The 12301-nt window shown below is 48.9% G+C and carries 15 protein-coding genes and 1 other annotated feature; of the genes, 4 read left to right on the top strand and 11 right to left on the bottom strand.

Translation table 11 applies throughout. The annotated features are described in order from the left end of the window. Positions 1-29: 29 nt before the first annotated feature. Positions 30-911: a cation diffusion facilitator family transporter gene (locus QOR60_RS04255; protein WP_283582122.1), complete on the top strand. Its 882-nt coding sequence runs from the start codon at positions 30-32 to the stop codon at positions 909-911. Positions 912-969: 58 nt separating this feature from the next. Here the strand turns inward: QOR60_RS04255 and QOR60_RS04250 are convergent, their stop codons facing one another. The 5 genes from QOR60_RS04250 to rplJ form a co-directional block, all read right to left on the bottom strand. Next, entirely contained in the window at positions 970-1776 is an 807-nt protein-coding gene (locus QOR60_RS04250) for a Cof-type HAD-IIB family hydrolase (protein ID WP_283582121.1), read from the bottom strand. Positions 1777-1882: 106 nt separating this feature from the next. After that, on the bottom strand, positions 1883-4489 hold the full coding sequence (gene mprF, locus QOR60_RS04245) for a bifunctional lysylphosphatidylglycerol flippase/synthetase MprF (RefSeq protein ID WP_283582212.1): 2607 nt from the start codon (positions 4487-4489) through the stop codon (positions 1883-1885). Positions 4490-5121: 632 nt separating this feature from the next. Next, positions 5122-5388 (bottom strand): type II toxin-antitoxin system Phd/YefM family antitoxin, encoded by a 267-nt coding sequence (locus QOR60_RS04240; protein ID WP_283582120.1) that lies wholly within the window; start codon positions 5386-5388, stop codon positions 5122-5124. 143 nt (positions 5389-5531) lie between these two features. Continuing rightward, complete coding sequence (gene rplL / locus QOR60_RS04235; RefSeq protein WP_283582119.1) at positions 5532-5900, bottom strand: 50S ribosomal protein L7/L12; 369 nt, start codon at positions 5898-5900, stop codon at positions 5532-5534. Between the two features lie 48 nt (positions 5901-5948). Further along, on the bottom strand, positions 5949-6452 hold the full coding sequence (gene rplJ / locus QOR60_RS04230; RefSeq protein WP_283582118.1) for a 50S ribosomal protein L10: 504 nt from the start codon (positions 6450-6452) through the stop codon (positions 5949-5951). 27 nt (positions 6453-6479) lie between these two features. After that, positions 6480-6599 (bottom strand) — a sequence feature (ribosomal protein L10 leader region). A gap of 173 nt (positions 6600-6772) precedes the next feature. On the opposite strand from rplJ, the gene QOR60_RS04225 reads away from it, so the two are divergent. From QOR60_RS04225 to QOR60_RS04215, 3 genes are read left to right on the top strand one after another with little or no spacing between them, the layout of a single operon-like run. Then, the gene (locus QOR60_RS04225; protein WP_283582117.1) at positions 6773-7159 is read left to right on the top strand and encodes a GntR family transcriptional regulator; all 387 of its coding nucleotides are present in this window, start codon (positions 6773-6775) and stop codon (positions 7157-7159) included. Then, positions 7137-8006, top strand: coding sequence for an ATP-binding cassette domain-containing protein (locus QOR60_RS04220; protein WP_283582116.1), 870 nt, complete (start codon positions 7137-7139; stop codon positions 8004-8006). The genes QOR60_RS04225 and QOR60_RS04220 overlap by 23 nt, the downstream gene beginning before the upstream one ends. Positions 8007-8008: 2 nt before the next feature. Beyond that, positions 8009-8677: a hypothetical protein gene (locus tag QOR60_RS04215; protein ID WP_283582115.1), complete on the top strand. Its 669-nt coding sequence runs from the start codon at positions 8009-8011 to the stop codon at positions 8675-8677. A gap of 384 nt (positions 8678-9061) precedes the next feature. On the opposite strand, the gene rplA is transcribed toward QOR60_RS04215, so the two are convergent. From rplA to rpmG, 6 genes are all read right to left on the bottom strand, one after another. Continuing rightward, positions 9062-9754: a 50S ribosomal protein L1 gene (gene rplA, locus QOR60_RS04210; RefSeq protein WP_283582114.1), complete on the bottom strand. Its 693-nt coding sequence runs from the start codon at positions 9752-9754 to the stop codon at positions 9062-9064. Positions 9755-9849: 95 nt separating this feature from the next. Further along, positions 9850-10275 carry a 50S ribosomal protein L11 gene (gene rplK / locus QOR60_RS04205; RefSeq protein ID WP_283582113.1) on the bottom strand — a complete coding sequence of 142 codons (426 nt, stop codon included), beginning with the start codon at positions 10273-10275 and terminating at the stop codon, positions 9850-9852. Positions 10276-10378: 103 nt separating this feature from the next. Further along, the gene (locus QOR60_RS04200; protein ID WP_283582112.1) at positions 10379-11215 is read right to left on the bottom strand and encodes an alpha/beta hydrolase; all 837 of its coding nucleotides are present in this window, start codon (positions 11213-11215) and stop codon (positions 10379-10381) included. Positions 11216-11245: 30 nt separating this feature from the next. Further along, positions 11246-11800: a transcription termination/antitermination protein NusG gene (gene nusG, locus QOR60_RS04195; protein WP_283582111.1), complete on the bottom strand. Its 555-nt coding sequence runs from the start codon at positions 11798-11800 to the stop codon at positions 11246-11248. A gap of 111 nt (positions 11801-11911) precedes the next feature. Next, positions 11912-12076, bottom strand: coding sequence for a preprotein translocase subunit SecE (secE, locus tag QOR60_RS04190; RefSeq protein WP_283582110.1), 165 nt, complete (start codon positions 12074-12076; stop codon positions 11912-11914). Positions 12077-12092: 16 nt separating this feature from the next. Further along, complete coding sequence (gene rpmG / locus QOR60_RS04185) at positions 12093-12242, bottom strand: 50S ribosomal protein L33 (protein WP_283582109.1); 150 nt, start codon at positions 12240-12242, stop codon at positions 12093-12095. Between the last annotated feature and the right edge of the window lie 59 nt (positions 12243-12301).

Genomic DNA, 12301 nt, shown 5'->3' with positions numbered 1-12301 from the left:
AACAAACTTACACGAAGGGAGGTTTTACCATGCACCAGGATGTTCATCCTGCCCGCTTTTTCTGGGTGACCCTGCTTAACGCCCTCATTACCGTTTTTGAATTTTTAGGGGGACTGTTTGCCGGCAGTTTAGCACTCCTTGCTGACGCCGGCCACAACCTGAGTGATACGGTCACCGTCGTCATTAGCTACGGGGCACACCGCTTAGCCCGGCGCCCCGGCACTGCCGAACAGACCTTTGGTTACCGCCGAGCGGAAATTATTTCGGCGTTTCTTAACGCAGGATTACTTGTCGTCATGGCACTGTTTATTATCGGGGCTGCCCTGCAACGCCTGCTTCATCCTACGACCGTTAACGGTGAAGTGATGACGGGGGTGGCCGTCATTAGTACGGTTGCAAACTTGCTGTCAGCGGCGCTTCTTCATGCGGGCAGTGCCACCAACCTGAACATTAAGGCCACTTACCTGCACGTCTTAGCGGACGGGCTGAGTTCGATTGGGGTTACCGTGACGGGGTTAATCCTCATGGTGTGGCCCGTTCACTGGCTGGACCCGCTGGTTTCGGCAGCCGTAGCGCTCTACATTGCGTATGAGGCCCTGCCGATTATCAAAAAAACCACCAGCATTCTCATGCAGCGGGCACCACAGCTTGATTATCAGGCCATCATTCGTGACATTACCGCCCTGCCCCAGGTTAACGCCGTCCACCACGTCCACGCCTGGTCCGTTGACGAGCACCGCATCATTTTTTCGGCCCACGTCAACTGCGACGATATTAAACTCAGCGAAGCCGAACAGTTGTACCAGGAAATCGGCGCGCTATTGCGCCGGAAGTACCATATCAGCCACGTCACCATTCAGGCGGAGTGCCACCGCGGACAAAACGAGCGGATGTTTAACATTGATCATTAATTTTCAGGACGGACCAAAATAAATGGACTGCGACTTTTCGTCACAGTCCATTTACTTGTTAGTCTAATTCTAAATACCGTTCCAACACCTGAAGAACGCCCGCTTCATTGTTACTCGGGGCGATTAGCTGCGCCGTCCGCCGAACCACCGGACTGCCGTTGGCCATCGCATAACTAATCCCGGCCGCCCGTAACATTTCCAAATCATTCTCCCCATCGCCAAACGCAATCAGATCCGCCAGTTGCCGGCCACTGTGTGCCAATAACGTCGCCAACCCCTGCGCCTTGGTTGCCGTTGGGGCAATTAGGTCAATGCTGCCATTCCCACTGGGACGGGCCGTTACCCGCCGTTTCAGCCCCTTTGTGAGGGTGGCAACCACCCGCTGCTCGTCTTTCTGGGCAACGTTGACGGTTACCTGATAAATGGTTTTTTCCGGAAGGGGCACGAGGGCAGCCACCTCCACCAAATTCGGACAGTAGTAGTGCGCCCGCTCCCGGAGAGCCGCCGGAGCGTCCTGGGCAACATAAGCGTGCCGCACCCCGCATACCATCGGTGCCAGCCCCAGCCCCAGGCACCGGGTGATAATGGTGGTCGCCACGTCTGCGGGAACAAAGTGCCGAACAGGCGCCATCCCAGGACTGGTAATGTGCGCCCCGTTTTCCGCAACATAACTGACCGCCGGAAACGCCTCAAAGTACTTCACCAGCCGCTCGTACTGGTTCCCACTCGCAACAATAAACTGGATATCATGTTCTTGCAATGCCGCAAGGACCCGGGCAAACCGGTCCTCATCGAACTGCTTGTAATCATCAAGAAAGGTCCCGTCCATATCAACGGCGACCGCCCGAAACGGAACTGATTGCATTCCTTACACCCCCGTATTAAGCTGTAACCCTTTTCTTGATTATAACAAAAACCACGCCCGATTTACCGGATAAATGTAATCGGTTACGTGGTTGTTAAATCACTGGTTAGCGTTGTAAGAACTTTGGCACCAGAATCGTCCGCGGCGTACGGTCCCCCTGCTGAAGCCGCTTGCGGTTAACCACCGCAATTAACTGCAGCATCGTGATCGCCACCGAGCTCCGTTTCCGGTACGACGTGTACTTCGGCCGCCACTGGGTAACGTACTTATTCTTGTAAGCCCGCAGCCCCTGGAACCCGTACAGCTTGTAGCCGTACTCATAAATGAAGTGGGCCGCCTTTTCTTCAAGGAAACTAAACTTCGATTCCCCGACGTTGGAGAGGGGGGCCATCCCCATGTTGAACCGCTGGTAATCGTGTTCCTGCCCGTACTGGAACAGACTGATAAAAATCATGTCCATAATGCCTGACGGCGCATCCTTACTGTGACGCATCAGGTCAACGGATAACGTCCCGTCATCCATCGGCATCAACGTCGCAAAGGCCACCAGCGTGCCGTCCTGTGCCCGGACAAGCGCAACCGGCGCCTCGTTTATATAGTGCGGATCAAAGAAGCCCAGCGAAAAGCCCTTTTCGACCTGACCGTCCAGCCAACTATCAGAAACCGCCCGCATTTCAGCCATCAACTGGTCGGAAACAGGTGCGGGTTCCATCGTGAACGTGTAACCCTCCCGTTCAAACTTGTGCATGAGCGCCCGCTGCGCCCGTTGTTTTTTGCCGGCAAGGGTAAAGGATGGTAAGTCCACCGTCCCCTCTTCGCCCGTCTTGATAAAGTCATAGCCGTACTCATGCAGCAGTAACGTCAACTGCGCGTTGATTTCGTAAAAGACCAGTTGGTAACCGTAGCGGTCGGCCGCCGTAATTAACGCACTAATCGCGTCTTCCAGGTAAGATTGATCCCCGACCGGCTCGCCCATAATCATGAGTTTATCCGCCTTGAGCTGGTACATGAAGAAGAGCTTATCTTCCCCGTCAACCGTGTAATAGTACAGGTGCTTATCCTGCAGGAACGCCAGGTGACTGACCTCGTTGCCCCCGTACGTACTGATTACGCGTTTAATCCGTGCTTCGTCGTATTCAAACCGCTGGAACGGGTTTGTCCCCGATGCCAGATAGTTCATGATGGCCACCAGAATGACCGTAGCAATAATAATCCCGATGAACCCGTACAACCATACGCGCTGCGCCGGGAAGAGGAGCAGCGGCGGGACGTGGTGCGGATGGTGGTGGTGAATCAACGTGCTTGGCGCATTGATAATCCCCACGACCACGTACAGGAGCGCAATCCCGACCACAATGGCGGTGTCAACAACCACCTCAGCGAGTGAGTACTGCAGCTGTTCACGGTACAGTTCGTGCCGGGACAGCACCACCGCCAGGAAAACAACCGCCAAGAAAATCGCTAAACTCAGCGTGTACGCATGAATGAGCGTGTTTATAATCCCGACCGCCAGAATCACCAGCGTCGGCCAAAACGCCTTCTTCACCTTGTTTTGAATTCCGCGCGCCATCCCCAACAGCATGAACGCAAAGATAATGCTGGAAATCTGGTTGAGGAAGAGGAACGTATACGTGTCCAGCTTCATCAGTAACCCGTTACTCAACGTAAAGTTGGGCACCGCCGCTTCCAGCAGCATGAAAATTGCTGAGAAGTACATGAAGGCCGTCACCAAGAAGTGCGCCCCCTTGTGCAGTAGCGCCCGCGGTAACCCGTTAAAGTGTTCGTTGACCCGGTGGCCCAGATCATGGGCAAAGAAGACCAACCCGACCAGGAACGGCACAATGTAGTAGAACAACCGGAACAGAAGCAACCACGCCACGGCCACGGCGCTCGGAACGTGGAGGGCCGTCAACCCAATCAGCATGAACACGTCAAACGAACCCAAGCCCCCCGGAACTAACGAGATAATTCCCACGACCTCGGCAATTACGTACAGCGGAAAAACCGCTGCCAAGTGGACGTGCGGGTGTAAAATTGCCCCGATTAACAGGAAAAACAGGGCCGCTAGCCCCCACTCACACGTTGACGTGGCAATCAACCCCACTTCCCGCTTGAGGGTGAGGTCCCCGAAAAAGGCGTTATCCTTGAACTTCGTCACGCAAAATAGGACGGGGAAGTACAGCCCCCCGCCTAACAACCACACGGCGTAGTTGTGGAAGTGGTGCCCAATGCCCAGCCCAAACATCATCAGGAGGGCCACCCAACAGTAAATTGATAACCCCGCCAGTAAGAACAACGCAATCTTTGAGATGGCGTAGAGTACCTGCTTCTTCGTGGCGTTTTTGTTGTAGAAATTAGCCCGCAGCGTGGCGCCAAGCACCCCGCCAAACCCCGCAATGTTAGTGAAGGTGTTGGTAATCCACCCACTCCGCACAACGTACGGAACGGTATAGTTCTCCGGCAAAAACTTGACAATCATGAAATCGTACCCCAACATTGGAGCGACCGCAATTAGTCCGCCCACCAACATAATGATAATTTCCAGGGGCGTTCTGGCCATCAAACTGGCGCCAACGTGGGCCCAGTCAAGTTTTTTGAAAATCTGGCCGATTTCATACGCAACAAAGGTGAAAACCGAAAAGGCAAACAGGACCTTAATCACCGTAAAGTTTCGCCCGATAAAGTTCTTAATTCGTTCGTACGCTTGCTTAATCACGCGTGTTCCTCCTCGTGTTATGTCCTTTCAATTATCACCAATAACCTTGTTATGTAGGCATTTGCGGGAAACATAACTTTTTTCCGACCATTAATGGACAAAAACAGCCTTTTCAACTGCTCTTTACATTTTTTATATTACCCGCATTATTATAGCAAAAACGACCCCTTGCCACTACGACAAGAGGTCATTTTATGTACGCGCGTTGTGACGAGCACAACGCAGACGCAATTGCAGGTAGCTATCCTGCTAACATGTTCCTCATTAACAACATCATCATATACTAACACCACATAAAGTTCAATGGCTTCGCTTAACAAAATGCTAAATCCTACCACGCGCCGTGCTATAATCATCTTACCGCTGGTAGCCCAGCGGACACCTCTATGAAAGGAGGTGGCAACATGTTCCTCATTAACCTTTTAAGCTGTGCCCTAGGGTCTATTATTGCTGGTATAGTGCTTGACATTATCCACAAGCATAGGCACTAGACATACAGCATAAGAAGCAACGCCCGGGCAAGCACGGCAACCTTGTTTCTTATACATACACTATGTATAAAGCAACTCCTTACCACTACAGTCTAAAACTTCCCTTTTAGCTGTCTTTAATCCTTACCTTGCACAAAGCTACAACTCATCCCAACCAATCTCATCAATGTCTGTGAACTCAGAATTATCCTTCTCTCTTTTTTGCACTTTTCCCAATGTCCCAACCTGTACTAAATATAACGTCTCTTCGATTGATTCCCAATCCTGTTTACTAACAACAACCGCGGACTTTTTCTCGTTACCAACAGTTGCATCTATCATTACCGGTTTTCTTTGTTCATTAACATTTTTGATAATGGAGTAGAAATTCTCCTGAGCACGAGCTAATGTATACGTTTCAATCATTTTAATCACCTTATTTATATTATAACGTATGCAATAAAATAAAATTACACTGGTTTCATAGCCATAACTCCGCTATCTGGGACTAATAAAAAAAACAGCGGTGGAAAACCACCGCTGTTTGCATTGACCGTTTCTCCGGGTGATTACTTAAGCGTAACCGTAGCACCCGTTTCTTCGATCTTGCTCTTGATGTCTTCGGCTTCGTCCTTAGCAACGCCTTCCTTGATAACTGAAGGAGCGTTGTCAACAAGACCCTTAGCGTCCTTAAGACCAAGACCAGTGATTTCCTTAACCACCTTGATCGTCTTAACCTTAGCGTCGCCGGCAGCCGTCAGTTCGATGTCAAACTCTGACTTCTCAGCAGCGCCGTCAGCACCTGCAGCACCTGCAGCTGCAACCGGAGCAGCAGCTGAAACGCCGAATTCGTCTTCGATTGCCTTAACTAAGTCGTTTAATTCAAGGATGCTGGCTTCCTTTAAGTCAGCAATGATCTTATCTGTATCTAAAGCCATTTTATTTACCTCCGTTTATTATGAAATGTCGTGGCTTAAGCCGCACAATTATGCAGCATCTTCGTCCTTGCTGTCGGCAACGGCCTTGACGGCGTATGCGACGTTCCGGACTGGTGCCTGCAGAACAGACAGTAACATTGAAAGCAGCCCTTCGCGGTTCGGCAGCTTGGAGAGGGCCTGGATTTCTTCGAGTGAAGCAACCTTCCCTTCGATCATGCCACCCCGTAATTCAAGGTTTTCATGATCCTCAGCAAACTTAGCCAGAATCCGTGCTGGTGCCGTAACGTCGTCGTTAGCGAAAGCAACGGCTGTCGGGCCAACGAACATGTCGTCTAAGCCTTCGATGCCGGCCTGCTTAACGGCCCGCTTCAGGTACGTGTTCTTGATAACGCGCATCTCAACGCCGGCTTCCCGCAGCTGCTTCCGCAGATCCGTGACTTCCTCAACGGTTAAGCCCCGGTAGTCCACAACAACGTTTGCAACGCAATCCTCGAACTTCTTAGCAACTTCGTCGACGACTGCGGCCTTCTTTGCGATAACTTCCTTACTCAATTGATTCACCTCCCAGTCAGTGTGTCAACGGGCAATAAAAAAGCCCTCCATCCACTAAGACATAGAGAGTTCCGATAAATAATTATCTCCTCGGCAGGATATTAAGGCGCATGCCACCTGAGTCTTAGGTAGAATCATATTAAATTGACCTTCCCAAGGTTACCATGTTTTGGTTAAAGCGTCAACGGGCAACGCGGAAATCGAGTTCTATAATATTCAGCACCTCATGAGCGATCACCGTTTTTTAATTTGACAAACCTAGTCGTCGTTATATACTTAGTTACATGAGTAATTAAGTCATTGAGTCGGAAGGTGTGGTAATGGATTTTAAATTTAATACGAAAGAGCCACTGTATCGCCAAATTGCACAGCAATTAGAAGAAATGATTTTTGTGCAAGAACTGGCTGAAGGAGAACAAGTTCCCTCCACAACACAGCTTTCGCAGGAATTAAGTATCAACCCAGCGACAGTGTTAAAGGGGATGAATTTATTAGTTAATGCGGGGTTAATTGAAAAGCGTCGCGGAATGGGAATGTTTGTTTGTGTTGGAGCCTATAAAAAGATTGTGGCTCAACGCCAAAAAAGTTTTTATCAGGATTACGTTAAAGAAATGCTGTGGGAGGCTAAGCAATTACATATATCCAAAAAAAGTCTCCTGGATATGATTGAGCGGGGGGATTGTAATGACGAGACTAGCAGTAAATAACCTTACAAAAGCATTTAACCAGCAGCCATTTTTAGAGGATATTTCGTTTGAGTTAACAGACAACAAAATATATGGTTTACTAGGCCGAAATGGCGTTGGAAAAAGTACATTATTAAATTGCATTTGTGATCGAGTGCTATATCATTGTGGATCTATTTTACTTGACGATAAACCACTGCATAATAATACTCATCTACTACATCAAATTTATTTGATGAATGATGATTCGTTAATGTATTATGGATGGGAAACTGTCTCGAATTTATACCGATATAATGATATCGCATACGGGAACTTTAATTATGAAGAAGCACACCGATTAGCAGATAGTTTCCGAATTGACGAGCATAAGCAATTTAAAAATTTGTCAACGGGATTGCGGACGGCAACTAAATTAATCCTAGCTTTTTGTACTGATGCACAGATTATTTTGCTTGATGAACCAACGTTAGGGTTGGATGCTGCACTGCGCAATACGTTTTACAGGGAATTAATTAAAACCTACAATGAACGGCCACGTATCTTTGTGTTATCAACCCATTTAATTAACGAAGTACAGAACCTTGTAGAAGATGTATTGGTTTTAGATGACGGGCGATTACAATTTAACCAATCGGCTGAGAGCCTATGTGAGAAAGTTATACAGATTCGTGGGCCACGCCAAGAGATTGAAAATTTACTTGAATCACCAGTTAACTCATTTAATCCAATAACAGTCGGACAGCAAGTAACGGTTAATGTTAAAACAGAATTACTACAGGGAAAAGACATTCCTAAGACGGTTACAGCACAGCCGGTTGATTTGCAGACGGCATTTATTACTTTAACAGCAAATGAGGAGGAATAGACGTGAAACAGGTATTTAGACTATTAAAGTGTACGTATCATAACCGAACACGCCAGGTTTTTATCGCAACGGCAATTTTTGTTGGTGTGCTACTTTTAGGAAATATTGTTAATGGTTTTAAAGCGATTATTGAAGCGCGGTTTTGGATAAGTGTGATAAATGGGTTGATTCTTTTCATCTTAGTAGCAGCTCTTTTATATGGATTCTTTACGCAATATAAAGATTACTTGGTTGCGATACAGCTAGGATTTTCAAGAACAATATTTTGGTGGATGAAGGTAATTGAAGTAGTGTCAATTACTTTGTTAATTGCTATTTTCGGAGTAGTTAACTTACACGTTCAACATGGTAATACACGAATCTTAATGCTCCTAATCAGTAGTAGTATCGTAGTGAGTTGCTTTGTTGTCACAGCTACATTCTTTGCATTGAGTAGTTTTCTAGCGTTATTTAAACGATTGGGAAAGGCAGTAATGCTAGTTATTATATATTTGCTAATGTATGGTCTATTTAAGGTTGTAAATAGTCTTCCGGTAATAACTAAGGTAATTCAGCAAGTACTTAGTCTAAATTTGTATGTTTCTTTTTACGTTGGGTGTGTGTCATGGATAGCGTTAATGTTTGTAATTTCATATGGATGTACACGGTTAATGCAAGTTCGTCGTGACTAATAAAGGAAATGACAACAATACATTGAAAGGATACTTACAAAACAATCAATATATATTTACAGGACACACATTGGTTACTGTCAATGGTGTATTTTGATAACGTTAAAGAATACGGAGTGGTAGCAACCACTCCTATTTTTTCAGAGTGAATACAATACCACGAGTAAGGCGATGCAAGTTTAATGGTTGTTTACACCAAACATAAACAACTATACTTGGCTTCACAGCAGAAGTTGGCACGCAGTTACACGGCATCATAACAACATACATTCTTTGCACAGCCAAAGTCTAATTTCGTGCAATAAATAGGTGCATCAACAGGTTTGACAAAGAGCAAAAAAAGAGCCCGGTCGCCCGGACTCTTAATCGCTAATTCGCTGCCGCTTACATCGTGGCCGTATCAATCGTGACACTCGGGCCAAACGTTGAAGCAACTGACAGGTGCTGAACGTACGTCCCCTTAACACTTGCCGGCCGCAGCTTCAGAATGATGTCGTAAATCGTCTGGAAGTTTTCTTCCAGGGCCTTAGCATCGAATGAAACCTTCCCAAATGGAACGTGCACGTTCCCGTCACGGTCTGTCCGGTACGTTACCTTCCCGGCCTTGGATTCCTCAACGGCCTTCTTAACGTCCATCGTCACCGTACCAGTCTTCGGGTTTGGCATTAAGCCCTTTGGCCCTAAGACCCGTCCAAGACGACCAACCTGGGCCATCATGTCTGGGGTGGCAATGGCAACGTCGAAATCAAGCCAGCCATCCTGGATCTTCTTAACTAAGTCGTCGTCACCAACAAAGTCGGCGCCGGCTTCTTCAGCTTCCTTGGCCTTTGGCCCCTTAGCAAACACAACAACCTTCTGGTCTTTCCCAGTTCCGTTTGGCAGCACAACGGCGCCCCGGAGCTGTTGGTCAGCCTGCTTGGTGTCCAAGTTCAGCTTGAAAGCAACTTCCATGGTGGCATCAAAGCCAGCAAAGTCAATCTTCTTAACCAGTTCGATCGCTTCAGCAGCCGTGTATGACTTACCTGCTTCGACCTGCTTAGCAGCTTCTAAGTACTTCTTACTCTTTTTCTTAGCCATTAGTGATTATCCTCCTTGCAATCTGTGGTCAATCGGATATACCTCCCACCTGATTTTCGGGCTTTCGTCCCGAAATCCGACTGAGAAGTATGGGATTAGCCTTCGACGGTGAAGCCCATGCTCCGTGCAGTACCTTCAATCATGCGCATTGCGGCTTCGACATCCGCAGCGTTTAGATCTTGCATCTTTGTTTCGGCGATTTCCTTCACCTGGTCCTTCGTCACCGTAGCGACCTTCTTGGTGTTTGGTTCACCGGAACCCTTCTGAACACCAGCAGCCTTCTTGAGTAAGACGGATGCCGGCGGAGTCTTAGTAATGAAGTCGAATGACCGGTCTTCATAAACACTAATAACAACTGGAATCAGCATGCCCGCCTGATCCTGTGTCCGGGCGTTGAACTCCTTCGTGAAGCCCATGATGTTGATTCCGGCCTGTCCAAGGGCAGGACCTACTGGCGGAGCTGGAGTTGCTTTACCAGCAGGAATTTGTAATTTAACAACGTTAACTACTTTTTTAGCCACGGTAATACCTCCTTAAAATCCGTGTGTGGTCGGATGGCTGCGTCGAATTCAGCCTCCCACTGAATGCACGGCAACGCCATGCATACTTGAATAGTCTACCATGTTAGTCCTTGTCCGACAAGCCCCTGCGGCCGAGAAACGTGGCAACTAACCGGTCAACTGCCGCATTCTGGTGCAATAAACTGTGCTGGGCGCCCACGCCAGTAAACCGGTGTTCCTGGTACCGGGAAGCCGCAACCAGGTGCCGGAGGGCCCGGGCGGAGTTAACCCCCACCGAGCCATCAGTATGCGCATGCAGCTCGCCGTAAACATTCAAAAAGCGGGTAGTCGCCGGAATCGCCACCTGATTGCGGTGCAGGTGGCGGTACCGGGGGGTCTGGTGCGTGGGACCCGTTGAGGTCAGCGCGTAATCCTCGATATGCGCCCAGTCCGTCTTCCCCGGGTCGGTATCGTTAAACGGGGCGGCAATCGTTACCGCTTGCTTGATTGCCGGCTCCTGGTGAACATCGTAGGTTACCAGGTAATGCAACAGGGCAACTCCCCCCATTGAATGCGCAACCACCTTGACTTCCTTCCGCCCAAGCTGGTAGAGGGTCCGTAACAACATCCGCAATCCCGGGACCTTCACCTCCACGGGCCCCCGGTTTTGAACAAACAGGACCTGAATCAGGTCGCTGGTTGCCAGCTCACCCTGCACCCGCGTGATTCGCCCCTGATCGAGCCACACCGTCGCAACCTGTGCGCCCCAACCGTGCCTTACAAACCGCCTAATCATCGGACCTAGCGAAAACCGGTTGCCGTTATACCCCGGAATAAATAAAACGGGGACCCGCCAATTGCTTGTCCCCGGATGGTGGGAAGAATGGTGGGCGAGCCAGTAACCCCCGCCGGCAAGAATGCCCGCGCCGATTAGTACCTGACCCCATTTCCGTCGTGTCATGGTAACCACCTCTTTTTCCCGTACATTAAATTAGTTGACCTTATCTACCTGGTCGAAGTCAAGCTCCGTGGCTGTTTCCCGGCCAAACATGTCGATGTTAACCTTCAACTTCATCTTTTCGTGGTCGATGGCCGTAATCTTACCTTCCAGGCCACTGAACGCTCCGTTGATGATCCGCACGGTGTCACCAACGTCCGCCTTGAAGTCAACGTGCCGCGTTGACATTCCGAGCCGCCGCAGAATCAGCTGAATTTCATCATCCAACAGCGGGGCCGGCTTGCTTCCGGAGCCGTGCGACCCAACAAATCCGGTTACCCCCGGGGTGTTCCGCACAACGTACCAGGACTGGTCCGTCATAACCATTTCTACTAAAACGTAGCCCGGGAAGGTCTTCTCCATTTCCACCTTATCCTTCCCGTCTTTCAGCTGATGGTGCTCCTCTTCTTCCGGCACGATTACCCGGAAGATGTAGTCCTGCATACCCATTGAGGTCGTCCGGGACTCCAAGTTATTTTTCACTTTGTTTTCGTAACCAGAGTACGTGTGCAGCACATACCATTTCTTTTCGCTTTCTGTCGTCGTCATAAGTAAACTCCTCTTTGTCATTAGGGTAAAATAAAAAAACCTTGCCGCAACAAGATTTTTCGCTTCGGTTGTATTATACAAAACCTTCCAGGTCCCCGCAACCAGCGCTACTTAAAGCGCACCGATGATCATCTGGGCCGCCCAGTCAACGAGCGCAAAGAAAATGATAAACAGAATCGATGACATTACCACGATGTCGGTTGAGTGCATCGTCTGCCGGAAGTTCAGCCATGTCGTGTCCTTCATGGTCTGAATAACACCCTTAATAAACTTCATTCCTGCCGTTCCTCCGTTACTTGGTTTCCCGGTGCAGCGTGTGCTTTCCGCAGTACCGGCAAAATTTCTTAACTTCAAGCCGCTCCACCCGCTGGGGGTTCGCTGCAATCGTATAATTCCGTGAACCACACACGGAACATGCAAGTGCCACGCGCTTTTGTGCCATGCTGATCACTCCTTACACGTTATCCTTAGCTACCCTATCATAAACGCGGGAAGCGTGTC

The organism is Ligilactobacillus hohenheimensis, assembly GCF_947381805.1.
Taxonomy (GTDB): domain Bacteria; phylum Bacillota; class Bacilli; order Lactobacillales; family Lactobacillaceae; genus Ligilactobacillus; species Ligilactobacillus hohenheimensis.
This window is presented reverse-complemented; position numbering and strand designations above follow the sequence as displayed.

What these genes read in the sequence shown, in the direction of transcription:
- QOR60_RS04255 (WP_283582122.1), top strand. Translation starts at nt 30, where the DNA reads ATGCACCAGGATGTTCATCCTGCCCGCTTTTTCTGGGTGACCCTGCTT.
- QOR60_RS04250 (WP_283582121.1), bottom strand. Translation starts at nt 1,776, where the DNA reads ATGCAATCAGTTCCGTTTCGGGCGGTCGCCGTTGATATGGACGGGACC.
- QOR60_RS04240 (WP_283582120.1), bottom strand. Translation starts at nt 5,388, where the DNA reads ATGATTGAAACGTATACATTAGCTCGTGCTCAGGAGAATTTCTACTCC.
- rplL (WP_283582119.1), bottom strand. Translation starts at nt 5,900, where the DNA reads ATGGCTTTAGATACAGATAAGATCATTGCTGACTTAAAGGAAGCCAGC.
- QOR60_RS04225 (WP_283582117.1), top strand. Translation starts at nt 6,773, where the DNA reads ATGGATTTTAAATTTAATACGAAAGAGCCACTGTATCGCCAAATTGCA.
- QOR60_RS04220 (WP_283582116.1), top strand. Translation starts at nt 7,137, where the DNA reads ATGACGAGACTAGCAGTAAATAACCTTACAAAAGCATTTAACCAGCAG.
- rplA (WP_283582114.1), bottom strand. Translation starts at nt 9,754, where the DNA reads ATGGCTAAGAAAAAGAGTAAGAAGTACTTAGAAGCTGCTAAGCAGGTC.
- QOR60_RS04200 (WP_283582112.1), bottom strand. Translation starts at nt 11,215, where the DNA reads ATGACACGACGGAAATGGGGTCAGGTACTAATCGGCGCGGGCATTCTT.
- nusG (WP_283582111.1), bottom strand. Translation starts at nt 11,800, where the DNA reads ATGACGACGACAGAAAGCGAAAAGAAATGGTATGTGCTGCACACGTAC.
- secE (WP_283582110.1), bottom strand. Translation starts at nt 12,076, where the DNA reads ATGAAGTTTATTAAGGGTGTTATTCAGACCATGAAGGACACGACATGG.
- rpmG (WP_283582109.1), bottom strand. Translation starts at nt 12,242, where the DNA reads ATGGCACAAAAGCGCGTGGCACTTGCATGTTCCGTGTGTGGTTCACGG.